The organism is Novosphingobium sp. ZN18A2, from assembly GCF_036784765.1.
GTDB lineage: Bacteria > Pseudomonadota > Alphaproteobacteria > Sphingomonadales > Sphingomonadaceae > Novosphingobium.
Window position 1 is genome coordinate 1,123,229 of sequence record NZ_CP136651.1, and the last position, 23,309, is coordinate 1,146,537.

General features: G+C 64.9%; 18 protein-coding genes and 1 tRNA gene. 10 read left to right on the forward strand and 9 right to left on the reverse strand.

Annotated elements, in window-relative coordinates; translation table 11 throughout:
- The first annotated feature begins 39 nt into the window (after positions 1 to 39).
- The 3 genes from alaS to RXV95_RS05575 are packed head-to-tail and all read left to right on the forward strand — an operon-like array spanning position 40 to position 4,161.
- Complete coding sequence (gene alaS, locus RXV95_RS05565; RefSeq protein WP_338468024.1) at positions 40 to 2,691, forward strand: alanine--tRNA ligase; 2,652 nt, start codon at positions 40 to 42, stop codon at positions 2,689 to 2,691.
- A 32-nt stretch (positions 2,692 to 2,723) separates the two neighbouring features.
- The gene (locus RXV95_RS05570) at positions 2,724 to 3,176 is read left to right on the forward strand and encodes a tRNA (cytidine(34)-2'-O)-methyltransferase (protein WP_338468025.1); all 453 of its coding nucleotides are present in this window, start codon (positions 2,724 to 2,726) and stop codon (positions 3,174 to 3,176) included.
- A gap of 58 nt (positions 3,177 to 3,234) precedes the next feature.
- The gene (locus RXV95_RS05575; protein WP_338468026.1) at positions 3,235 to 4,161 is read left to right on the forward strand and encodes a glutaminase; all 927 of its coding nucleotides are present in this window, start codon (positions 3,235 to 3,237) and stop codon (positions 4,159 to 4,161) included.
- A gap of 55 nt (positions 4,162 to 4,216) precedes the next feature.
- Here the strand turns inward: RXV95_RS05575 and RXV95_RS05580 are convergent, their stop codons facing one another.
- A complete protein-coding gene (locus tag RXV95_RS05580) occupies positions 4,217 to 5,998 on the reverse strand; it encodes a cation:proton antiporter (protein ID WP_338468027.1) in 1,782 nt (593 codons plus the stop codon).
- A 137-nt stretch (positions 5,999 to 6,135) separates the two neighbouring features.
- Here RXV95_RS05580 and RXV95_RS05585 point away from each other — a divergent pair, with 137 nt between their 5' ends.
- Together RXV95_RS05585 and RXV95_RS05590 are read left to right on the forward strand one after the other, a co-directional pair.
- Entirely contained in the window at positions 6,136 to 7,479 is a 1,344-nt protein-coding gene (locus RXV95_RS05585) for an alpha-amylase family glycosyl hydrolase (protein WP_338468028.1), read from the forward strand.
- A 321-nt stretch (positions 7,480 to 7,800) separates the two neighbouring features.
- On the forward strand, positions 7,801 to 8,745 hold the full coding sequence (locus RXV95_RS05590; RefSeq protein WP_338468029.1) for an OmpA family protein: 945 nt from the start codon (positions 7,801 to 7,803) through the stop codon (positions 8,743 to 8,745).
- A 75-nt stretch (positions 8,746 to 8,820) separates the two neighbouring features.
- On the opposite strand, the gene RXV95_RS05595 is transcribed toward RXV95_RS05590, so the two are convergent.
- The 3 genes from RXV95_RS05595 to RXV95_RS05605 form a co-directional block, all read right to left on the reverse strand.
- Positions 8,821 to 10,485, reverse strand: a complete 1,665-nt coding sequence (locus tag RXV95_RS05595; RefSeq protein ID WP_338468030.1) for a GNAT family N-acetyltransferase — start codon at positions 10,483 to 10,485, stop codon at positions 8,821 to 8,823.
- Between the two features lie 98 nt (positions 10,486 to 10,583).
- On the reverse strand, positions 10,584 to 11,237 hold the full coding sequence (locus tag RXV95_RS05600; protein ID WP_338468031.1) for a hypothetical protein: 654 nt from the start codon (positions 11,235 to 11,237) through the stop codon (positions 10,584 to 10,586).
- Complete coding sequence (locus RXV95_RS05605) at positions 11,234 to 12,457, reverse strand: NADP-dependent isocitrate dehydrogenase (RefSeq protein WP_338468032.1); 1,224 nt, start codon at positions 12,455 to 12,457, stop codon at positions 11,234 to 11,236. The genes RXV95_RS05600 and RXV95_RS05605 overlap by 4 nt, the downstream gene beginning before the upstream one ends.
- Before the next feature lie 175 nt (positions 12,458 to 12,632).
- Between RXV95_RS05605 and RXV95_RS05610 the strand changes: the two genes are divergently transcribed.
- On the forward strand, positions 12,633 to 13,397 hold the full coding sequence (locus tag RXV95_RS05610; protein WP_338468033.1) for a crotonase/enoyl-CoA hydratase family protein: 765 nt from the start codon (positions 12,633 to 12,635) through the stop codon (positions 13,395 to 13,397).
- An 88-nt stretch (positions 13,398 to 13,485) separates the two neighbouring features.
- Here the strand turns inward: RXV95_RS05610 and RXV95_RS05615 are convergent.
- Both RXV95_RS05615 and RXV95_RS05620 read right to left on the reverse strand, forming a co-directional pair.
- Positions 13,486 to 13,560 (reverse strand) — tRNA-Val (locus tag RXV95_RS05615).
- 115 nt (positions 13,561 to 13,675) lie between these two features.
- Positions 13,676 to 14,059 (reverse strand): response regulator, encoded by a 384-nt coding sequence (locus RXV95_RS05620; RefSeq protein WP_338468034.1) that lies wholly within the window; start codon positions 14,057 to 14,059, stop codon positions 13,676 to 13,678.
- Between the two features lie 176 nt (positions 14,060 to 14,235).
- On the opposite strand from RXV95_RS05620, the gene RXV95_RS05625 reads away from it, so the two are divergent.
- The gene (locus RXV95_RS05625; protein WP_338468035.1) at positions 14,236 to 15,195 is read left to right on the forward strand and encodes an N-formylglutamate amidohydrolase; all 960 of its coding nucleotides are present in this window, start codon (positions 14,236 to 14,238) and stop codon (positions 15,193 to 15,195) included.
- Positions 15,196 to 15,478: 283 nt separating this feature from the next.
- On the opposite strand, the gene RXV95_RS05630 is transcribed toward RXV95_RS05625, so the two are convergent.
- Entirely contained in the window at positions 15,479 to 16,267 is a 789-nt protein-coding gene (locus tag RXV95_RS05630; RefSeq protein WP_338468036.1) for a SapC family protein, read from the reverse strand.
- A gap of 150 nt (positions 16,268 to 16,417) precedes the next feature.
- Positions 16,418 to 17,845 carry an FAD-binding oxidoreductase gene (locus tag RXV95_RS05635; RefSeq protein ID WP_338468037.1) on the reverse strand — a complete coding sequence of 476 codons (1,428 nt, stop codon included), beginning with the start codon at positions 17,843 to 17,845 and terminating at the stop codon, positions 16,418 to 16,420.
- Positions 17,846 to 17,999: 154 nt separating this feature from the next.
- Between RXV95_RS05635 and RXV95_RS05640 the strand changes: the two genes are divergently transcribed.
- Complete coding sequence (locus tag RXV95_RS05640; protein ID WP_338468038.1) at positions 18,000 to 18,605, forward strand: hypothetical protein; 606 nt, start codon at positions 18,000 to 18,002, stop codon at positions 18,603 to 18,605.
- 56 nt (positions 18,606 to 18,661) lie between these two features.
- Here the strand turns inward: RXV95_RS05640 and RXV95_RS05645 are convergent, their stop codons facing one another.
- Positions 18,662 to 20,368 (reverse strand): sulfatase-like hydrolase/transferase, encoded by a 1,707-nt coding sequence (locus tag RXV95_RS05645; RefSeq protein ID WP_338468039.1) that lies wholly within the window; start codon positions 20,366 to 20,368, stop codon positions 18,662 to 18,664.
- A 320-nt stretch (positions 20,369 to 20,688) separates the two neighbouring features.
- Between RXV95_RS05645 and RXV95_RS05650 the strand changes: the two genes are divergently transcribed.
- On the forward strand, positions 20,689 to 22,089 hold the full coding sequence (locus RXV95_RS05650) for a DEAD/DEAH box helicase (RefSeq protein WP_338468040.1): 1,401 nt from the start codon (positions 20,689 to 20,691) through the stop codon (positions 22,087 to 22,089).
- Positions 22,090 to 22,107: 18 nt separating this feature from the next.
- Positions 22,108 to 23,304 (forward strand): MFS transporter, encoded by a 1,197-nt coding sequence (locus RXV95_RS05655; protein ID WP_338468041.1) that lies wholly within the window; start codon positions 22,108 to 22,110, stop codon positions 23,302 to 23,304.
- Positions 23,305 to 23,309: the final 5 nt, after the last annotated feature.

The following is a 23,309-nucleotide window of genomic DNA, read 5'->3' on the forward strand; positions in this document are numbered from 1 at the left end:
TGCTTGTTAGGCGCCGGAACTGCCCTTAATCCGCCCCGCATGATTTCGACCAACGACATCCGCCGGTCCTTCCTCGACTATTTCGGCCAGAACGGGCACGAGATCGTGCCGTCCGCACCGCTGGTGCCCTATAACGATCCCACGTTGATGTTCGTGAACGCGGGGATGGTGCCGTTCAAGAACGTGTTCACGGGGCTTGAGACGCCGCCTTCGCCGCGCGCCACGTCGTCGCAGAAATGCGTCCGCGCGGGCGGCAAGCACAACGACCTCGACAATGTGGGCTATACCGCGCGGCACCACACCTTCTTCGAAATGCTGGGCAACTTCAGCTTCGGCGACTATTTCAAGGAGCAGGCGATCCACCACGCGTGGACGCTGCTGACGAAGGAGTGGGGGCTTCCGGCCGAAAAGCTGCTCGCCACCGTCTATCACACGGACGACGAGGCGTTCGAGCTGTGGAAGAAGATTGCCGGGCTGCCCGAAGACCGGATCATCCGCATCGCCACCAAGGACAACTTCTGGGCGATGGGCGATGACGGCCCGTGCGGCCCGTGCAGCGAAATCTTCTTCGATCACGGCGAAGGCATCCCGGGTGGCCCTCCGGGTAGCCCGGACGAGGACGGCGACCGCTTCATCGAGATATGGAACCTTGTTTTCATGCAGTTCGAGCAGGCGGCGGGCGAGATCACCGGCGACCTGCCCAAGCCCAGCATCGATACCGGCATGGGGCTGGAGCGTATCGCCGCCGTGCTGCAGGGCGTGCATGACAACTATGATACCGACACGTTCCGCCACCTGATTTCTGCATCCGAAACGCTGACCGGCGTTGCCGCCGAGGGCGAGGCAACCGCCAGCCACCGCGTGATCGCCGATCACCTGCGCTCAACCAGCTTTTTGCTGGCCGACGGCGTTCTGCCCAGCAACGAAGGGCGCGGATACGTGCTGCGCCGGATCATGCGTCGCGCGATGCGCCACGCGCACCTGCTGGGCGCGCAAGAGCCGCTGATGCACCGGCTGGTGCCCGCGCTCGTCACCGAAATGGGCGCCGCCTATCCCGAACTGGGCCGGGCCAAGGCGCTGATCGAGGAAACGCTGCTGCGCGAGGAAGTGCAGTTCCGTCGCACGCTGGCGAACGGGTTGAAGCTGCTGGATGAAGCGACCGCCGGAATGGGCGACGGGGGAGAGCTTCCGGGCGAAACCGCGTTCAAGCTCTATGACACATACGGGTTCCCTTACGACCTGACCGAAGATGCACTGCGCTCTCGCGGGATTGCGGTGGATCGCGAAGGCTTCGACGCGGCGATGGCGCGGCAGAAGGCGGCTGCGCGCGCGGCATGGAAGGGCAGCGGGCAGGCCGCCGACAGCGAGGTGTGGTTCGATATCGCCGAACGCGAAGGCGCGACCGAGTTCACCGGCTACACCTCTGTCAGCGGCGATGGACAGGTCGTCGCTCTGGTGAAGAACGGCAAGGAAGTGGACAACGCCGGCGCGGGCGACACGGTCGTGGTGCTGACCAACCAGACGCCTTTTTATGGCGAAAGCGGCGGGCAGACCGGCGATACCGGCACGATCACCGGCGGGGACGGGCTGAATCTGGAAGTAACCGATACGTCGAAGCCGCTGGGCCGGCTCCACGCGCATCACGCCAGGGTCGAAAGCGGGACGATCAAGGTGGGCGACACCGTGCACATGACGGTTGATGTCGAACGCCGCAACGCGATTCGCGCCAACCACTCTGCCACGCACCTTGTCCACGCGGCGCTGCGCAACCGTCTGGGCGGCCACGTGACGCAGAAGGGATCGCTGGTCGCGGCGGACCGCCTGCGCTTCGACTTCTCGCAGCCGACCGCCCTGACGGCGGATGACATCGCCGCGATCGAGGCCGAAGTGAACGCGGAAATCCGCGCGAACGATCCGGTCAGCACGCGCCTGATGACGCCAGATGACGCGATTGCGGCTGGCGCGATGGCGCTGTTCGGAGAGAAATACGGCGACGAGGTGCGCGTGCTTTCGATGGGCCGCGATACCGAAGGCAAGAGCTATTCGGTCGAACTGTGCGGAGGAACCCACGTGCGCGCCACCGGCGATATCGGCCTGTTCCGCATCGTTTCGGAAAGCGCGGTCAGTTCGGGCGTGCGCCGGATCGAGGCGCTGACCGGCGAGGCCGCGCGCCAGTGGCTGGTCCATCGCGAAGACGCGCTGAAACACGCGGCCAGCCTGCTGCGCACGACGCCTGAGGACGTGGAAGGCCGCGTCGCAACCCTGCTTGACGAGCGCAAGAAGCTGGAACGCGAACTGGCCGAAGCGAAAAAGGCGCTGGCGCTGGGTGGCGGAGGCGGCGCCCCCGCACAGGCGGCGGACGAGAATGTGAACGGCGTAACGTTTTCCGGCCAGGTGATCGAAGGGCTCGAAGCGAAGGAATTGCGCGGGCTGATCGATCAGGCGAAGCAGCGCATGGGTTCGGGCGTCGCGGCAATCGTTGCCGCGGGCGAAGGCAAGGCGGCCATTGCCGTTGGCGTGACCGATGACCTGACGGGCAAGGTAAGCGCAGTCGATCTGGTGCGTGCGGGCGTGGAAGCGCTGGGCGGCAAGGGCGGCGGTGGCCGTCCCGACATGGCGCAGGGCGGTGGCCCGGATGGCGCCAGGGGAGCCGAGGCCATCGCGGCGGTGAAGGCGGCGCTGGCGGGTTAGCGCAGGCCCGCCCGCCCGCGATGGAGCCGATCATGCGCATCGCCCTGTTCGAACCGGAGATTGCCGGGAACGTCGGCGCCGTTCTGCGGCTTGGCGCGTGCCTTGGCGCGGCGGTCGACCTGATAGAGCCGATGGGATTCATCTGGAACGACCGGCGCGTCCGTCGCGCCGCGATGGACTATATCGACCATGTGACCATCGCGCGCCATGCCGGGTTCGATGCCTTCCGCGCGACCACGGGATCGCGCAGGCTGGTGCTGTTCACGACCAAGGCAAACCATTCAGCCTACGATTTCGAATACCGGCCAGACGACGTGCTGCTGTTCGGCAAGGAAAGCGCGGGCGTTCCCGCATCGGTTGCCGATCTGTGCGATGCGCGGGTTCGCATTCCGCTGCGATCAGAGGTCCGGTCATTGAACCTTGCGACCGCGGCATCGCTGGCGCTGGGAGAGGCCTTGCGGCAGACGGCCACATTGCCGCAATGAAGGAAGCCTCTCCACGCGGCAGGCAGGCCATCACGCGCAAGCATCCATCGGAAACGGCATGATCGATATCGAAAACATCGTGACCGAAATCGCGGAGGAGATGCGCGCGCACAAGGATCGCGGCACCGTCGCCTCCTATATTCCGCCGCTCGCCTGCGTGCCCGACAGCAAGTTCGGCGTCGCGGTGGTGATGGCGGACGGCACCATCCATTCCGCGGGCGACGCGGACGAGGCATTTTCGATCCAGTCGATATCGAAGGTCTTCGCGCTGACGCTGGCGCTGGGCGCCGTGGGCGACCAGTTGTGGAACCGCGTGGGGCGCGAGCCTTCGGGAACGCCGTTCAACTCCATAGTCCAGCTTGAGACGGAGCACGGCATTCCGCGCAATCCCTTCATCAACGCGGGCGCAATCGTTCTGTGCGACGTGTTGCTGGGCCGGCATCAGCCGCGCGAGGCGATCGGCCAGATGTTGCGCTTCGTGCGGACCCTGTCCGGGGACGATGCGATTGCCATAGACGAGACGGTGGCGGGCGGAGAGCAGGACACCGGCTTCCGCAACCGGGCGCTGGCCAATTACATGCGCGCATTCGGCAACATCCACGCGCCGGTGGAGCGGGTGCTGGGCACCTATTTCCATTTCTGCGCGCTGGCGATGAGCTGCCGCCAGCTTGCCTTGGCGGGTCGTTTCCTGATGGACGGCGGGCGGGTGGACGGGCACTCGATCGTCACGGCCAGCCGCGCGCGGCGCATCAACGCGCTGATGATGAGCTGCGGCCATTATGACAATTCGGGCGATTTCGCCTTTCGTGTGGGCCTTCCCGGCAAGTCGGGTGTGGGCGGAGGCATCCTGTCGGTGGTTCCCGGAGTGGCGAGCATCGCGGTATGGTCGCCCGGCCTCAATCCCAGCGGCAATTCGCAGCTCGGCACGCTTGCGCTGGAACGGCTGGTGCAGCGCACCGGGTGGAGCGTGTTCGAGCCGCGCTAGCGGCAGAGGGGTTCATCCCTTGCGGCCATTCCGATTGTGAAAGGGATAGGAATCTTCACACCTCACGTCGCAAGGTGGTGCTCTTCAGCTTGGGTCTTTCGCTCAGCCCGCCTTCGCGCATGATCTGGTCGCGGAATTCGTCGCGCTTTTCGTGGATCGATGCGATCACCGGCCCCATCGGCACCCCAAGGTCGACCAGCACCGCTTCGGACAGTTGCAGCGAACTTTCCAGCGCTTCGGGCACGGCCTGGCTTGCGCCGTTGCGATAAAGTTCCGCGGCGTGGACGCTGTCGCGCGCGCGCACGATGATCGGCAGGTCGGGAAACAGGCCGCGCAGCTTCTTCACGATGCGGCTGACGAGCACAGGCTCGTCCATCGTCAGGATCACCGCGCGTGCATCGGCGATATGCAGCTTTTCCAGCAGGGCATCGTTCAGCACGTTACCGAACAGCACCGGGCGACCCGCCTTGCGTCCGCTTGCGACCATTTCCGGCGCGCTGTCTATCGCCACGTATCGTTGGCCGTGCGCGCTCAACATGTCTCCGATCAGGCGGCCGATGCGTCCGTATCCCAGGATCACGGCCCGCCCTTGCGCGTCCGCCTCGTCATCCGTCGGCGGCATTGCGCCTTGCGCATCGCCCTCCAGCTTGCGCCCCACCGCGCGCCCGGCGATGGCGAGCAGGGGCGTGATGGTAAGGCCGATGGCCGCCACGATCTGCCAGAACTGCGCGGTGCCGGGCTGGATCAGCCGCGCTTCCGCCGCGGCGGCCAGCACGATCAGCGTGGTTTCCGAAGGGCTGGACATCAGGATGCCGGTTTCCGCCGTCGTGCCGCGTCCGGCACCCGTCAGGCGCAGCAGCACGCCGGTGACGATGGCCTTGATGATGACCACGCCGCCAACGCCCGCCAGCAGCAGCCAGCGGTTCTCCCACACAAGCCGCAGGTCTATGCCCATGCCGATTGTGATCAGGAACACGCCCAGCGCCAGCCCCTTGAACGGGGCCGTGATCGTCTCGACCTCTGTATGGTATTCGGTTTCCGCGATCAGTAGCCCCGCCAGCAGTGCGCCCATGATCGGCGAAAGGCCTACCGCGCTGGTGGCAAGCGCGCTGGCGATGACGACCAGCATCGTGGCCGCCAGGAACAGTTCGGGGCTTTTGGTCCGGGCAGCCTGCGCGAACAGGCGGGGCAGCAAGACGCGCCCGAAGACAAGCATGGCCAGCACCACCAGCAAGCCGCCGACCAGCGTGTCCGTAAGGCTGGGCGCGCCTTCCGCCGCCGCCGCTGGCCCAAGCGCGCCCAGCAGGAAGACGATCGGCACCAGTGCGATATCCTCGAACAGCAGCATGGAAAGCGATGCGCGGCCCACCGCGCTCTGCACCCCCGCGATGGGCAGGACCAGCGCGGTGGACGACAGCGCCAGCGCAAGGCCCAGTGCAACCGCGCCCACCGTATATTCGCCCAGCATCATCAGCACTGCGGCCATGATTGCCGCCGATCCCAGCAGCTCTGCCGCGCCCAGCCCGAAAACCATGCGCCGCATCGCCCAAAGGCGATTGAACGACAGCTCCAGCCCGATTTCGAACAGCAGCAGGATTATGCCGAACTCGGCAAAGGGCGTGATCGCCTCAGGCTCTGTAATCGTGATGTAGGAAAGCCACGGGTGGCTCTCCACCATGCCGCCGAGGCCATAGGGGCCGACCGCGAGGCCGACCAGGATGAAGCCGATCACCGGTGTGATGCGCAGCCGCGCGAAGGCCGGGATCACGATTCCGGCCGCGCCCAGGATGACAAGCGCGTCGGACAGCGCGGTGGAAGGTGCGAATTCGGCGGCCATGAGAGACGGTTATGCCATGCCGGTCGTGCTTGTCACCTGTGGCAAGCGGCCGCCGGGCATACGAATACCTCCTGTCCGGACCGACATCGCTTGCTAGGTCTGCCGAAGGCGCGAAACGCAGCCCACGGGAGAGACGAATGGCACGGCGAAACATCCTTGGCGCAATGATGGCGGGCGCAATGGCGCTGGGGCTTGCCGCACCGGCAACCGCGGCACCGCAATTGCCCGAAACGCAAGGGGTGAGCGCGGTTCACCATCCCGCATGGGCACGCAACGCCAACATCTATGAGGTCAACATCCGGCAATACACGCCCGAAGGCACCTTCCGCGCCTTCGAGAAAAGCCTGCCGCGCCTGCGCAGGATGGGCGTGGACGTGTTGTGGATCATGCCCGTCAATCCGATCAGCAAGGAAAAGCGCAAGGGAACGCTCGGCAGCTATTACGCGGTGCAGGACTATTACAAGGTCAATCCCGAATTCGGCGACATGGACGATTTCAAACATCTCGTCGCCACCGCGCATCGCATGGGCTTCAAGGTGATCCTAGACTGGGTGGCGAACCACACCGGATGGGACAACGTGTGGGTGAAGCAGCATCCCGACTGGTACAAGCGCGGCGCTGACGGGCAGCTTGAAGGCTATCATTACACCGACCCCAACGATCACCACACCGAGGTATGGGCGGATGTGATCGGGCTGGACTATTCCAGGCCCGCCGTGCGCAAGGGCATGATCGACGCGATGACCTTCTGGGTGAAGCAGACCGGCATCGACGGTTTCCGCTGCGACGTGGCCTGGGCCGTGCCGACAGATTTCTGGGAACAGGCGCGCACCGCGCTCGACAAGGTGAAACCGGTCTTCATGCTGGCGGAGGCGGAAACCCCCGCACTTCAGATGCACGCATTCGACATGACCTATGACTGGACGCTCTATCACACGATGGTGAACGTGGCGCAGGGCAAGGCCGACGCGCGCGACCTTGCGAAGCTCTATACCGATCCGGCGATGCGCTTTCCCGCGGGCGCCTATCGCATGACCTTCACCAGCGACCATGACGAGAATTCGTGGGCCGGAACCGACAGGGAACTATATGGCGACGGCGCGGATGCGATGGCTGTGCTTGCCGCAACGCTGCCGGGGATGCCGCTGATCTATTCGGGGCAGGAAGGCGGGCTGGACAAGCGGCTGAAGTTCTTCGACCGCGATCCGATCGACTGGCACGACTTCCACCGCGCCGCGCTCTACCGGCGGCTGCTGGCGCTGAAGCACCGGCATCCCGCCCTGGCGAACCCGCTGACGCCCGGCAACCTGCAACTGATCGCTACCGGCAACAACCACGTGTTCGCGTTTCGCCGGGTGGCCGGGCGCGACCGGGTGACGGTTGCGGTGAACGTCAGCGGCGTGGCCCAGACTTTCGCGCCGGATGGCGGTGCGCGGCGCACGCTGAAGCCGTGGGGCTGGTCGATTTCCACCCGGCGTTGAGCGGCCCTTCCAGCCGTCTTTCGCGGCAAATCGCCGCCCATGGACCCGCAGGGACGGGGCGATGGCGTGCGTTGATTTGACGGTTCATCGCACCGGGGGCTCTTATTAACGCCACTACGGGCGGTATTGCCGATTGCGTTCATGTGCTAGAAAGGGGCCTGCAAACAGGACGCCCGTGCCGTTCACGTGCAGCATTTGTGCTGCATTGCTTACGTAGCGAGTTGAAGGGGGCTGACAGCCGGACACGCCAAGTGGGGGGGCAGTCGGTCCGAATGCCGCGGTCTTGCAGGCCCGGCTGGTGTAGTTTGTGGGAGTATCGATATGAGTGTCCTTTCCAAGAAGCCAAAATTCCTCCTTTCGGTTGCCATGCTGGCGTTGCCGATGTCGGCGGGTGTCGCCGCGCAGGCGCAGACCGGTGAACTGCCGGCGGCGCAGGCGCAGGCCCAAGCGGCCGAATCTCAATCCGCCGATCCGATGGCGACCATCTACGGCCAGATTCCGGCTGACCTTTCGGGCATGCCCGACGGGCCTGAGATCGACGGCATCATTTCCGCGCGCAGCGGGCACAAGATGCAGATCACCAGCCAGGACGGCACCAACACCGTGCTGGGCATCAGCGACGCCACCGAAATCAAGTCCAGTGGCGGATTCCTGGGGTTGAACCATGACAAGCTGGCAGCGGATTCGCTGCTCAACGGCCTGCCAGTGTCCGTGAAGACGGTGCAGTGGAGCGGCGGCCTGCTGGCAAGCAAGGTCGAACTGAAGAGCAAGGATCTCAAGACCGCGACGATGATCCGCAACGGCACGTCGCAGCAGTTCGCGCAGCAGGGCGCGGCGATCAACAAGAACGCCGCCGCAACCGAGGCGCTGCGCGGGCGCATGGGCGATATCGACAAGTACAACATCAAGGGCACGACCGATGTTTACTTCGATACCGGCAAGTGGAACCTGTCGCCTAAGGCGCAGAGCGACCTGTGCGCGGCCGCTTCGCAGGCAGACGGCATGGACAACGCCCTGCTGCTCGTCGTCGGTTATACCGACTCGGTCGGCAGTGAGGATTACAACCAGGTGTTGAGCGAACGCCGCGCGGGCCGCGTGGTCAACTATCTCCAGCAGAAGTGTGGCTGGAAGCCCTGGCGCATGCTTACTCCCACCGGCATGGCGGAATCCGATCCGACGGCTGACAATTCCACGGCCGCGGGCAGGGCGCAAAACCGCCGCGTTGCGGTGAACATCCTCGTCAGCAAGAGCGTTGACGGCATGTAATCGATTGGGGGTGGACCACACGGTCCACCCCTTTTTCGTTCGGCCTTGTAAGGTCGTAACGCCCGGCGGAGGGTTCTACCCGTGCCCCGGCAACGGCTTTGCAGTCGGGCGCGGACGGCTGGCGGCGTGGCTCTTGGTCGGGTCGTCCCAGTCGATGCGGTAAAGGTCGAAGCGCCGGTCCGCCAGGTTGCGCACCGATCCTTCCGCGCGGGCCCAGTTAAGGTCCGCAAGGTTCACATCGCAGACCGTAAGCGTCTCCACGTTTTCGCTTGCCTCTGCCGCGATCCCGTCGCGCGCGAAAGGGAAATCGCACGGCGTCAGGATGCAGCTCTGCGCATACTGGATGTCCATGTTTGCGACGTTGGGCAGGTTGCCCACGTTGCCGCTCATCACCACGAAGCACTGGTTCTCGATCGCGCGCGCCTGGCAGCAATAGCGAACGCGCAGGTATCCCTGACGGCTGTCGGTACAGAACGGGGTGAAGATGATGCGCGCGCCTTCATCGACCAGGCGCCGGGCGAGTTCGGGGAATTCGCTGTCATAGCAGATCAGCACGCCGATCGGTCCGCAGTCGGTGGGGATCACGTCGATGCTGTCGCCGCCCTTGATGTTCCACCAATAGCGTTCGTCCGGCGTGGGGTGGATCTTTTCCTGTTCGTGCACCGAACCGTCGCGCAGGCACACCATCGCCACATTGTGGATGTCGCCATCGTCCATGCGCGTGGGGTGCGATCCGCCGATGATGTTGACGTTATAGCGCATCGCCATTTCGGCCAGCGCCTTGCGGATCTTCGGCGTGTAGCGGCTCAGCGCCTCGACCGATTCGACAGGCGAAAGCTCGCGCTCCTCGAAGCTCAGCAATTGCAGCGTGAACATTTCGGGGAAGACGATGAAGTCGGCCTCGTAATCGGCGGCAACGTCGATGAAGTATTCGACGTTGCGCATGAACTCGTCGAAGTCCTTCACCACGCGCATCTGCATCTGGCAGGTGGCAAGCCGCACGCTTTCCACGCCGCGCGGCAGGCGCATCTTCACCGGCTTGTCGCGCTCTACATAGGGATTGCGCCACACCATGTGCGTGGCAAAGCCGCGGCTCGCCTTGTCCTCCGGCAGGTAGTCGGCAAGGATTCCCACCGGCTCAAACCCGTTGGCCAGGTGGAAGCGGATAACCGGATCGTGGCGTTTGCCGGCAATTACTTCGTCGAGGTAATCCTGCGGATCGGGAAACTTGCGGCGGGCGCGGGCAAGGCCGGGCATCCGGCCGCCGAAGGCAATGCCCGAAAGGTCGCGCTCTTCCGCCAGCGCGCGGCGTTCTTCATACAACCGCCGCCCGATGCGCGCCCCGCGCACCTTGGGATCGACCACCAGTTCATAGCCATAAAGCCAGTCGCCAGTGGGATCGTGGCGCGAACCGAAGCCGTTGCCGGTAATTTCTTCCCAGCTGTGCGGTTCCAGCGCGATTTCGCCCGAAATCTGCATCGACGCGCAATATCCCACCACGTCGCCGTCCAGCACGGCCACGAAACAGCCTTCGGGAAAGTTGTTGATCTGGCCCGCGATCTGGCCCTGCGTGTAATCCTGCCCGTCTCCATAGGCGCGCTTGATCAACTGCCAGATGCCGCGCACGTCGGCGTTGCGCGCCTGGCGCAGTTCCAGCCGGGCCTTGGTGCCATCGGGCTTGCGTGCGGTTGCCGGGCGTTTTGTCCGGCGCCGCGGCGCGGGCTTCTTGTCGGTTGCCATGCGGATCGTTTCTCCTCTTGGTCGGCGCTGTCTAGCAACCAACCCCGCAGCGGGCACGAGGTTTCACCGGGAGTGGTCCGGAGCGGCCGGTGGCCGGTTCAGTGGGCGGCGAACAGCGCGTCTACCGAACCGCCGTCTTGCGCCAGTTCGCGCGCCACGCGGCGGCGGCCCTCATAATAGATCATGGCCGGGTGCGTCTTGCCCCTGGCCTTCAGTGCCGCGACGTCGCTGTCCGACAGGCTGCTTTCGCGCGCGACATAGTCGCAATAGCCTTCGCGCAGCCATGCCGGCTTGCGCGCGTCGACCGTCAGGCCGAAATGGCGGCGTTCCATGCCGTGGCAGGTTTCGTGCGCGATCACGCCCGACAGGGTGCGCGTCCCGCCGATCGACAGGCCATTGAAGATGCGGTCGGCGGCAAGGTTGCTGCGGTTCATGATCACCGCTTCGTTGAGCGGCCGGGTCAGGGCGAAGGCGCCCGACGTGCCCAGCGCCAGCCACCTCCAGCGCCAGCCGCCGCCCGTCAGGAACACATGGCGGCCTTCAGGCATCCGCGCGATGGGGCTTGCCGCAACCAGCGCGTCGGCGCGGCCCAGCACCTTGCGCAGCTGCGCATCGGGCAGCGGGGCGACCGACCAGACGGTGGTCGCCCCGATATGTGCCTTGTAGGGGAAGGCCAGAAGCTGCGGGGCGATTACCGGCCCGGCCGCGATCAGGGCCGCGACCGTACCGATTATGCCCCGCTTCCAGTTCACTGCCAGTTCGCCATTTCCGCTTCCAGTCCGTCGACGATGGCCTGGAAGAACTGTTCGGTGGTCATCCATGCCTGGTCCGGGCCGATCAGCAGCGCCAGATCCTTGGTCATGTTGCCGTTTTCGACCGCCTTGATGCACACCTTTTCCAGCGTTTCGGCAAAGCGAACCACGTCCGGCGTATCGTCGAACTTCCCGCGATACATCAGGCCGCGCGTCCAGGCGAAGATGCTGGCGATCGGGTTGGTGCTGGTCGCCTTGCCCTGCTGGTGCTGGCGATAGTGGCGGGTGACGGTGCCGTGCGCGGCTTCGGCTTCCACGGTCTTGCCGTCGGGCGTCATCAGCACGGAGGTCATCAGGCCCAGCGAGCCAAAGCCCTGCGCCACGGTGTCCGACTGAACGTCGCCGTCATAGTTCTTGCACGCCCACACGAACTTGCCCGACCACTTGAGCGCGGAGGCGACCATGTCGTCGATCAGGCGGTGTTCGTAGGTGATGCCCGCTTCGGCGAACTTTTCCTTGAAGCCTTCGGTGTCGAACACTTCCTGGAACAGATCCTTGAAGCGCCCGTCATAGGCTTTCATGATCGTGTTCTTGGTGGACAGGTACAGCGGCCACTTCAGGTTCAGCGCGTAGTTCATCGAAGCGCGCGCGAAGTCGCGGATCGAATCGTCGAGGTTGTACATCGCCATCGCGACGCCCGCGCTGGGGAACTTGAACACTTCCAGGTCGATCGTTTCGCCGTTGTCGCCGTCGAACACCAGCCGCAGCGTGCCGGGGCCGGGGATCAGCGTGTCGGTGGCGCGATACTGGTCGCCGAAAGCGTGACGGCCGACCACGATGGGATCGGTCCAGCCCGGAACCAGCCGGGGCACGTTCTCGATCACGATGGGTTCGCGGAACACCACGCCGCCCAGGATGTTGCGGATCGTGCCGTTGGGCGACTTCCACATCTTCTTGAGCTTGAATTCCTCGACCCGGGCTTCGTCGGGCGTGATCGTGGCGCACTTCACGCCTACGCCGTATTCCTTGATCGCGTTCGCCGCGTCCACGGTGATGCGGTCATCCGTTTCGTCGCGCTTTTCGACCGAGAGATCGTAATACTTCAGGTCGACGTCGAGATAGGGGAGGATCAGCTTTTCACGGATCCATTCCCAGATGATCCGGGTCATTTCGTCGCCGTCGAGTTCGACGACCGGGTTCTTCACCTTGATCTTGGCCATGTCTATCCTGTCTTAGTCCCGGGGAGATTTGCGTGCGTCCTTAGCAAACCCGCGCCTTGGCGCAAGGCGCGCGGTCCTGTTTGCGCAATTCGCTCTGGACAGCGGGGTGGAGGCAGTCCAAGTGTCTTAACCGAGCGATTAACAACCCGCAATCGAGAGAGGAGCACGGTTCGCCATGAGCGATGCAGAAGTCCTGACCGAGGTCGACGGCAACGTCCTTGTCGTCACAATCAACCGCCCCGAAGCCAAGAACGCCATGACCAAGGCCGCCGCCGAAGGCATTTCCGCGGCGATGGACCGGCTGGAAGCGGAGAATGACCTGCGCTGCGCCATCCTGACGGGTGCTGGCGGCACGTTCTGTTCCGGCATGGACCTCAAGGGGTTCCTGCGCGGCGAATCGCCGTCCATCGAAGGGCGCGGATTTGGCGGGCTTTCCCAGTGGACGCCCAAGAAACCGGTCATCGCCGCGGTCGATGGCTATGCGCTGGCCGGCGGCATGGAACTGGCGATGGCCTGCGACCTGATCGTGGCCAGCAGCACGTCGAAGTTCGGCATTCCCGAAGCGAAGCGCGGCCTTGTCGCGGCGGCGGGCGGCGTGATCAAGCTGCCGCGCCAGATTCCGCCGCGAGTCGCCATGGAACTGGCGCTGACCGGCGATTTCATCGACGCCACACGGGCCTATGAACTGGGTTTCGTCAACCGCGTGGTCGAAGGCCCGGCGATCGGCGAGGCGAAGGCGCTTGCCGCGAAGATTGCCGAGAACGGACCGCTTGCCCTGATCGCGTCCAAGGCGATCGTGCGCGAATCGTTCGACTGGACCGAAGAAAACATGTGGGACAAGCAGGCCGCCTATATCGGCCCGGTGTTCTCATCCAGCGACGCGCGCGAAGGCGCGGCGGCCTTTGCCGAAAAGCGCAAGCCCAACTGGAAGGGCGCCTGAACGCCGCTTCGCAGCGCCCCGTTTCGATGGGGCCGGAAAACGAAAAGGCCCCGCGTTGGCGGGGCCTTTTTGCGTTTTGTGGGGCCGGTGGTGGGCGTAGCAAGGATTGAACTTGCGACCCCTACGATGTCAACATAGTGCTCTACCACTGAGCTATACGCCCGATCCAGCCGGATCCCCGCTGCGGGCCAAGGCCCGGCGAGAGGCAGCCCTTTAGCTTCGCCTTGGCCGCCTTGCAAGCCGCTTGTGCGCGCGGACCGTGCCCGGCCCGATTCCGGTCAGTTGATTCCCGATCCGATAGCCGCCGCGTCGGCAAAAACGCGCTCTACCTCAAGCACGAGGTCGCGCAGGTGGAACGGCTTTGACAGCACGCGTGCCTGCGGCGCTTCGCGGTTTGCCTTCAGCGTTACCGCGGCAAAGCCGGTGATGAACATCACCTTGGTCGTCGGGCTGACTTCTGCGCAATGCTGGGCCAGTTCGATTCCGTCCATCTCGGGCATCACGATGTCCGAAAGCAGAAGGTCGAAGTGCTGGCTTTCCAGATAGGGCAGTGCCGCCGTGCCGCGATCGACCGCGACAACGTCATAGCCTGCGTTTTCCAGGGCGCGCGCAAGATAGGTGCGCATCGCTTCTTCGTCTTCTGCCAGCAAGATGCGGATCATGGTTACCTGCAAGTTCGCTTTGTCGGTTCGTCAATGCAATTGCCCCGCCACGGGGGCAATTCACCCCGTTCCGCCGGGGAAACACGGCCATACACCGAAACGGGTTAAGAATCTCCGGCCATCTTCCCGTTGACCGACTTTGACACACTCCTTGTGGACGGGCACCAAGGGAAATCATGGATTCCCGGGCCAAGGACACTCCCGATTCGCGAATCGTCACGGCGGGTGGCCGCATTCCCGGTCAGCCGGGCGCGCCCGCGTTCACCCTGACCGTTCATGATCCCTCTTCGATTCCCGTGCTTGTATCCGTGCCGCATTCGGGGCGCGCCTATCCGCCGTCGCTCATCGAAGGGATGCGCCACCCCGCCCATGCGGGGCTGAGGCTGGAAGACAGGTATGTGGACGTGCTGGGCAAGCGGATCGCCGATGAAACCGGCGCGGCTCTGCTGGTCGCCCACGCGCCACGCGCGATGATCGACCTCAACCGAGCGACCGACGATGTCGATTGGGAGATGGTCAGCACGCCGCCGCCACCCGGAACCGCCACCGCCGGACTTGCCGGGCGCGCCCGTGGCGGGCTGGGCCTGGTGCCGCGCCGCCTGCCCGGCTTTGGCGAACTGTGGAAGCGGCGCATCGACGGCGCGGACCTGTCCGCGCGCATCGACGACGTCCACGAGCCCTATCACCGCGTCCTGGGCGAGACGCTGACCGCGCTGCGCGACAGATGGGGCGCGGCCTTGCTGATCGATCTTCATTCGATGCCGCCGCTGCGCGCACGGGGAGCCGAACCCGCCGCCAGGATCGTGGTGGGCGATCGCTTCGGCGCGTCCTGCGCGGGCGAACTGGTAGGCGCGGCGTTCGGATATCTGGGCAGGTCGCGCATGCCGTCCGCGCACAATCGTCCCTATGCGGGCGGTTACGTTCTGGAACGTCACGCCGCGCGCAAGGCCGGGCTCCATTGCCTGCAGATCGAAGTGGACCGCAGCAGCTATCTCGACAGCAGCCTTACCGAACCGGGGCCGCGGCTGGACGATATGACAGACGTGCTGGCCGGCCTTGTGCGGCGCCTTGCCGGGGAAGTGGCGGAACTGGGCCGCGAAGGCGATTCGGACCGCTGGCGCATGGCGGCGGAGTAGGCTCGTCCCAGGCGGCTGCCGGGCCGTTCGATCTTCCGGAAAGCACCACCCAAGAAAAAACCACCTGGAGCAATGCTCCAGGTGGCCAAGGTTCAGGGAGGAGGTGCACCGAAGTGCACCGTATCGCGCCGAGCCATGAGGGGAGCATCGACGCAACACACTCAGAATAGGGTGAACATCCGGGCCGTGCAAGGGTGTTTGCCCGTAATGATCGCGAATGTTAGCGTTTTTTCACCACCAGGCACCCGGTGCCCGGCGGTGAAATAGCGCGAAAGGGCCGGGTTCAGGCCTCGATCGGCGCGTTGGCGGCGGCCGCGCTGGGCCCCTTGCCCTGCTGCTGCTGCATGCCGAAAATCGTGCTCATCAGGTCGAGCGAGAAGATGTGCGCATAAAGCAGCGGCAAAAGGCCGTTCTGTGCCCAGGTGCGCAAAAGGTCGCCGCGCATGTCGCGCAGCTTTTCCTGGTTGATCATCTTGAATCCGCGATAGACGAACGGCTGCTCGACACCCGGCTGCTGGATCGAAACCTCGCCATCCATCAGAAGGTCGTGCTTCGTGATGTCCTCGATGAACTGCTGGGTGCGCATTCCGGCCTGTTCGAAGTTCTCGCAGAACTGCAGCGCGCCCTTGGTGACTTCGCTGGGTTCGCCATCCGTGAACAGCGGTTCGCCGTCCTCGAATTCGCCAATCAGGTTGCAACTCGGATCGAAGCACAGGGAAAGGTCATCCGAACTGGGGTTCAACTTCGCCAGAAGGAACGGATAGCGGCGCGCATAGGCGGGGATATAGACGCCTTCCTGCGTGACCGCGCCATCTTCGCCGATGAATACGTTCACGCCTTCGTTCAGGCCCATCAAGGCCAGCGGAACGGGATTGTCGCCCGCCGCGAAGATGATCGGGAAATGGCGCTGGGCCTGCGGGAATTCCTCGACCGTCAGAGGCACGGCGTGCATACCGGCCAGCCACGGCGCCTTTTCGGCGGGGCGCGCGCGCCACGTCGCGTGGTCGCGGCTGTTGAGCGGCATGAGATCCTTGTAGAGCATCGGCAGGTTGTTGGCAGGCGCGCTGGCCATCGTGTCTCTCCGGAAGAAAATCGGTCGGACGGGAGCGATTCCCGCCCCCCGTGGAAATGAAGCCGCGCTATTACGGTCAGCGCGCGCCGCGGTCAAATGCCTGAGCGAGGAATATCGGCCGTTCGCAGACTCGCATAAGCTGAACGCGCGCTAAACCAGCTTTCCGGGGTTCAGCAGCCCTTGCGGGTCAAGCGCCTGCTTGACCCGGCGCATCATGCCAAGCGCCACCGGATCGCCCAGCCGCGCCAATTCGCTTCGCTTCAACTGGCCGATGCCGTGTTCGGCGCTGATCGATCCGCCGAAGCGGGTTACCATGTCATGCACTTCGCGGCTGATTGTCTTGCCGTCTGCCGCATACCACGCTTCAGCGTCGGTGCCGGGCGGGGCGATGACGTGGAAATGGATGTTCCCGTCGCCCAGGTGGCCGAAGCCGATCGCGGTCGTGCCCGGCCATTCGGCCTCCAGCGCGGGCACCGCCGTTTCGACGAATTCGGGCATGCGTTCCACGGGGACGGAGATGTCGTGCTGCACCGCGGGGCCGATTGCGCGTTCGGCGGGAGAGATCGATTCGCGGATTTTCCAGAAGTCCTCTGCCTGTGCCTCATTCTGCGCGATCGCGGCATCGGCCACCAGTCCGCGTTCGAACGCGGCGACAAGCAGCTTTTCGGCCACCGGGCCAAGCCGGTCCGTGCTGTCCGAGTCGGCGACAAGTTCGATCAGTGCGTGCCAGCGATGTTCGTCCGCCAGCGGTGCGCGCGCGTCGGGCAGATAATCCAGCACGGCGCGCAGCGAATGCGCGGGTAGCACCTCGAAGCCTTCCAGCATCGCGCCGGCCATGTCCTGCGCGATCAGCAACAGCGCGCGGGCATCGTCCAGGCTGGCGCAACCGGCCCAGAGCACGCGGCGATCGGCAATCGCGGGCTCCAGCTTCACCGTCGCGGCGGTAACGATCCCAAGCGTTCCTTCCGACCCGATCAAGAGCTGCTTCAGGTCGAAACCCCGGTTGTCCTTCTTCAGCGGGGTAAGCTGGTCGAACACGCTGCCATCGGCCAGCACCGCTTCCAGCCCCAGCACCAGAGCCCGCATCGATCCGTGGCGCAGCACTTGCGTGCCGCCGGCATTGGTGGAGATCAGCCCGCCCACCGTGGCCGAACCCTTGCCGCCCAGCGACAGCGGAAAGCGCAGGTCTTCGCGTTCGGCCGCCTCGTGCAGCACCTGCAGGATCACCCCCGCTTCGCAGGTTGCGGTGCGCGCCTGCGCATCGATCCGCCGGATCGCGTTCATCCGCCGGGTGGTCAGCAGCACCGCGCGTCCGCTTTCGTCCGGCGTCGCGCCGCCCGACATTCCCGAATTGCCCCCTTGCGGCACGATCGGCACGCCGTGGTCCGCACAGAGTTTTACGAAGGCGGCAAGCTGCGCGGTATCCGCGGGCGATGCCATGCCCAGTGCGCGTCCGGTAAAACGCCCGCGCCAGTCGGTCAGCCACGGCTCCATCGCGCCGGCATCGGCGGTCCAGCCCTTGTCGCCGAGCAGCGCGTGCGCCTTGGCGGCGAAATCCTTGTTTGCGGGCACATCCATCGTTTTCAGCAGCTAGGGACCGAACCGGGCCGGGGCAATGTCTTTTCCCACCAGTTAAGCGACTGTTCAAATCGTGGCCCTAATAAGGCAGACACAGAGTGATGGCGCCGGTCAGGGGGCGTCGCAGAGGGATACGCTTAACAGCACAAGCACCATGACGCCGGGACTTGCCCAGATTCTGCTGCCGTTGGCGATGCTGATTGCCGGGCCTGCCGATGGCCCGCCGCCCGACGCCGCCATCGCAAGCGGTCCCGTTCCCGTCGCCGAGGTGGGAACGAGCTGGCGTCTGGCCGAATGGCCTGCGCCGGTGCAAGCCGATGCTGACGCGCCGCAGGGGCCGGCGCGCGACATGATGCGGTCAGGCTGGCGCCCGCAGACATGGGACCAGGTGCGCATCGAACAGCGCCTTACCATCCGCATTGCCCCGCACCGCGCGCGCCGGCGCGACATGCTGGCGGCAATTCCATCCGGCCCTATGCCGCAGCGTTTTGTTGAGAGGCGATCCGTCCGTTGCCTGCCGGTGGGCGGGATCGCAGGGGTGCAGGTTGCGGGCGACGACAGGCTGGTGCTGTTCATGCGCGACCAGAGGCTGATCGGCGCAAACCTGGAAAAAGCGTGCAGCGCGCGCGATTTCTATTCGGGGTTCTACCTTGAAAATTCCAGCGACGGAAAGCTGTGCGCGAAGCGCGACATATTGCATTCGCGTTCCGGCATGAATTGCGGCGTCAGCCGGATGCACGTGCTCGTCCCGGCGGACTGACCGCGACTTGCATCGCGGTCAGGCCGGGTCGGCGCGAACGGCGCAGTTGCGCGCGCTCAGTTCCCGAAGAAATTGATCTGTTCGTCCGGCGGATACTTTTTGAGCACCGCGCGATAGCGGGCCAGTTCGCGGCTGATCCCGATGGCCACCGGGATGTGCCGGATGGTCAGCGAGTTCTGTTCCTGCGGATCGGAATAGAGATTGAACAGCGCCCCCGCGTTGGTGTTGGTCACGCTGCCGGTAAAGCCGCCGTGGTTGCCGTTCATCGTATGCGCGGCCGGTTCCTGCGCCAGAAGGGCAAGTTTCCATTCGTCCATGCGGATCGCGGCAAGGCGGTTTGTCCAGTAATAGATGATGGAGCGGCGGTTGCTCGCCCCCTGGTCGGCCAGCAGGAACGATGTCTGGTCGATCCCGTCGAGATACTGGCCCTTGTCCATCTGCGCCCCGATCGCCGCGCCGCGCACGCCTGCAAGATCAAGCGCGGTGGGCAGGATGTCGGCAAAGTCGAACAGCCCGTCCGACCGGCGCGGCTTTATCATGTCCTTCCAGTAAACGAAGAACGGCGCGCGCACGCCGCCTTCCCAGGTCGATCCCTTGCCGCCGCGGAACGGGGTCCGTGCATGGGGCTCGATCTCCTGCTCCGGCCCGTTGTCGGACGTGAAGATGATCATCGTGTTGTCCAGCTCGCCCGTTTCCTGAAGCGTCTTGTAGAGGCGGGCGAAGATATCGTTCATCTCCACGATGCAGTCGGTATAGTTCGTCCGCGCGGGCGAGCGGCCCAGGTAATGCGCGTTGGGATAGTTGTCGAAGTGGCAGCCGCGCGTGTTGTAATAGAGGAAGAAGGGCTTCTTGTTGCCCTGCTGCTTCTTCAGGAAATTCACGCCATAGTCGGCCCAGCGTTGATCGAGGTCTTTCATGTAGTCGACCGTGATCAGGCCGACCTTCTCGATTGGTCCGCCCTTGCTGGCGTGCACGTCGTATTTGTCGAAGGGCGCGTTCTCGATCATCTTCGTGCGCGTGGGGCTCAGCGCGATTTCGGGGTTGATGTCGGAATCACGCCACTCGGTGTACATGTCGGAAACGGACAGGAACCCGCGGAAATCGTCGAAGCCCACGTTCTGCGGCTGCGATCCGGTGTTCTCGCCCACGTGCCACTTGCCGATCGCCTGGGTGACATAGCCCTGCTTCGACAGCATGGAGGCGATCGTGGACTTGCCGTTCAGCCCGCCCGGCTCACCATACATCGGCGGGCGCAGGATGCCGTGATGCACAGGCAACTGCCCGGTCAGGATCGTGGCGCGCGTGGGCGAACAACTTGGCTGCGAATAGGCCGAGGACAGGATCAGCGACTGGTCGGCCACCCGGTCAACATCGGGCGTTGGCGCGCCCACGGCCGCGCCGCCGCCGTTGAAGCCGAAATCCATGTACCCCACGTCATCCATAAGGAAGACAAGCACGTTGGGCTTCTTGCCGGTCTTCTTTTCCAGCGCGGCGAGCTTCGCCTCCACTTCATTCTGCTGGTCGGGATGCTCGATCACCGGTTCCATGTTGTCGGCCACTTTCCTGGCGGGAACGCCGATGTACTGGTCCTGGAAATCGTATCCGGGCGCGTTGCCGCGCTTGATCGGGCCGTCGTTGCCGGGGCCGGTTACCACGCCGGGTTCCGCCGCGTGCACCAAGGGGGCCAGTGTCATCGCTCCGCTGCCGATTGCCAGCGCCATCGCCGCGCAGCGTGAAAGGGCCGCGCCCCGGATCCTACCCATCGAACTCTCCCATCCTGTTTTGACCCGGCCTTCGGCGGGCGGCGGCAGGATACCCCTGCTTGCGCCAGATGCATGCCAAATATTTGACAATTCTGCGGACTGCACGCGCGTGACGGGCAGGGGTGACAAATCGGTCGCGCCGGCAGGGTAAATTCATCGCCGACGGTGGGCAAACCAAGCGATTTCTTGACTCTCGCGCTGCAATAGGCATAGCGCCGCCAATCCGGCTTTGCGCATTCCGGCGCTACCGGTGGTCGCGACCAGAACACACCCGCGCGGGACGGATTTTCCTCCGCGCCACACTTCGGAAACCGTACTGCATGAGCTTTGCCGATCTCGGCCTGTCTGACGAATTGCTGAAATCGGTCGAAGCGGCCGGTTATACCGAGCCGACTCCGATCCAGGCGCAGGCGATCCCCAGCGTCCTGATGATGCGTGACCTTATCGGGATCGCGCAGACCGGCACGGGCAAGACCGCCAGCTTCGTGCTGCCGATGATCGACATCCTGGCCCACGGGCGGCGCCGCGCGCTGATGCCGCGTTCGCTGATCCTTGCCCCCACGCGCGAACTGGCGGTGCAGGTGGCCGACAACTTCGAGAAGTACGGCACCAACCACGACCTGAAGATGGCGCTGCTGATCGGCGGCGTGCAGATGGGCGACCAGGTAAAGGCGCTGAACGAAGGCGTGGACGTGCTGATCGCCACGCCCGGCCGCCTGATGGACCTGTTCGAACGCGGCAAGATCCTGCTGACGGGCTGCGAACTTCTGGTGATCGACGAGGCGGACCGGATGCTCGACATGGGGTTCATCCCCGATATCGAGACGATCTGTTCCAAGCTTCCCGCTCAGCGCCAGACGTTGCTGTTTTCGGCGACGATGCCCCCGCCGATCAAGAAGCTGGCCGACAAGTTCCTGTCGAACCCCAAATATATCGAGGTTGCGCGCCCCGCGACTGCGAACACCAATATCGCCCAGCACAAGGTCTTCGTTTCGAACCGCGGCAAGCGCGATGCGCTGCGCCGTCTGCTGCGCAGCGAAGACGCGCGGACCGCCATCGTGTTCTGCAACCGCAAGACCACGGTGCGTGAGCTGAACAAGAGCCTGAAGCGCCACGGTTTCGCCAGCGGCGAGATTCACGGGGACATGGACCAGTCGGCGCGGCTTGCCGAACTGGACCTGTTCAAGGACGGCAAGGTCAACATCCTTGTCGCGTCGGACGTTGCCGCGCGCGGGCTGGATATCAAGGGCGTGTCCCACGTGTTCAACTTCGACACGCCGTGGCACCCCGATGACTATGTCCACCGCATCGGCCGCACGGGCCGCGCCGGGGCAACCGGCCGCGCGTTTACGTTCGTCGCGCCCGAAGATGCCGAAGCGATCGAGAACGTCGAGAAGCTGACCGGCGGCGCAATCCCCGTCTACCAGCTTGAGGGTGAAGCCGCCGCTGACAGCGGGGACGAGCGCAAGGCGGACAGGAAGCCGTCGCGCGGCCGCAAGGCCAAGGATGACGGCAAAAGCGATGGCGGCAGGGACGAAAAGACCGCCCGCCGTTCGCGCAAGGCGGAATCAGTGGAACCGCAGGACAAGGCTGAGCGCCCGGCCCGTCCGCGTCGCGACGGAACGAAGCCGCCGGCAAACACCCGGCCGGAATCGCAGGACGAACCCGGCGCGTGGAACGGCCCCGTTCCCGGCTTCCTCAGCGTTTCGGCGCTGAACTGACGCGGTAGCCGCGCCGCCATGCCCGGCGCATCGCAACGGACCGGCCTGCCGCGCACCGTATGGGCGCTGGGCCTCGTCAGCCTGTTCATGGATCTCTCGTCAGAAATATTCCACGGGCTGCTGCCGCTGTTCCTTACCACCACGCTGGGGACAAGCGTCGCGCTGGTCGGCGTGATCGACGGGATTTCCGAAGCGACCGCTTCGATCACCAAGGTCTTTTCGGGCGCCATATCGGACCGGATCGGGCGGCGGCGTCCGTTGATCCTGCTCGGCTATGGCATGGCCGCCGCGTCGAAACCGCTGTTCCCGCTGGCTGGCAGCGCGGCAACGGTACTGGGCGCGCGGTTCGTCGACCGCATCGGCAAGGGGCTGCGCGGCGCGCCGCGCGACGCGCTGATCGCAGATGCCACAGCGCCCGACATGCGCGGGCGCGCCTATGGCTTGCGGCAGGCGCTGGATACCGTCGGCGCATTCCTTGGCCCGTTGGCGGCGGTGGTGCTGATGGCCGTTTTCGCGGACGATATGCGCACCGTGTTCTGGATTGCGACCGCGCCTGCGTGGATCGCGGTTCTGCTGGTGCTGTTCGCGGTGCGCGATGTGCCGGGGCAGGCGGAATCCGCCACGAAACGCTCGGCGCTGCGGTGGAGCGATATTGCAGACCTGCCGCCCGGGTTCTGGCGGGTGACCGCGATCGGTGTGCTGTTCACCCTGGCGCGGTTTTCAGAAGCTTTCCTTGTCCTGCGCGCGCATGATCGTGGCCTGCCGCTCGCTTATGCTCCGCTGGTGCTGGTGGCGATGAACCTCGTCTATTCGCTTGGCGCCTATCCGGCGGGCGCGTTGGCGGACCGGGTGGGGCCGTCGCGCCTGCTTGCCGCGGGGCTGGCGGCGCTGATTGCGGCCGACGCCCTGCTCGGCTTCGGGCAGGGGCTGTGGGTCGTCTTCGCCGGAATCGCGCTGTGGGGCGCGCACATGGCGCTGACGCAGGGCGTGCTTTCGCAAATGGTGGCGGCACAGGCCCCGCCAGAGCGTCGCGCATCGGCGTTCGGCCTGTTCAACCTTGCCACGGGCCTTGCCATGCTGGGCGCGAGCCTTGTCGCCGGCGTGCTGTGGGATGCCGTGGGGCCGGGCGCAACATTCGTGGCTGGCGGCGGCTTCGCGGTGCTGACGCTGGCAGTGCTGGGATGGGCAAGGTTCAGCCTGTCCAGGGCGAACTGAACGCG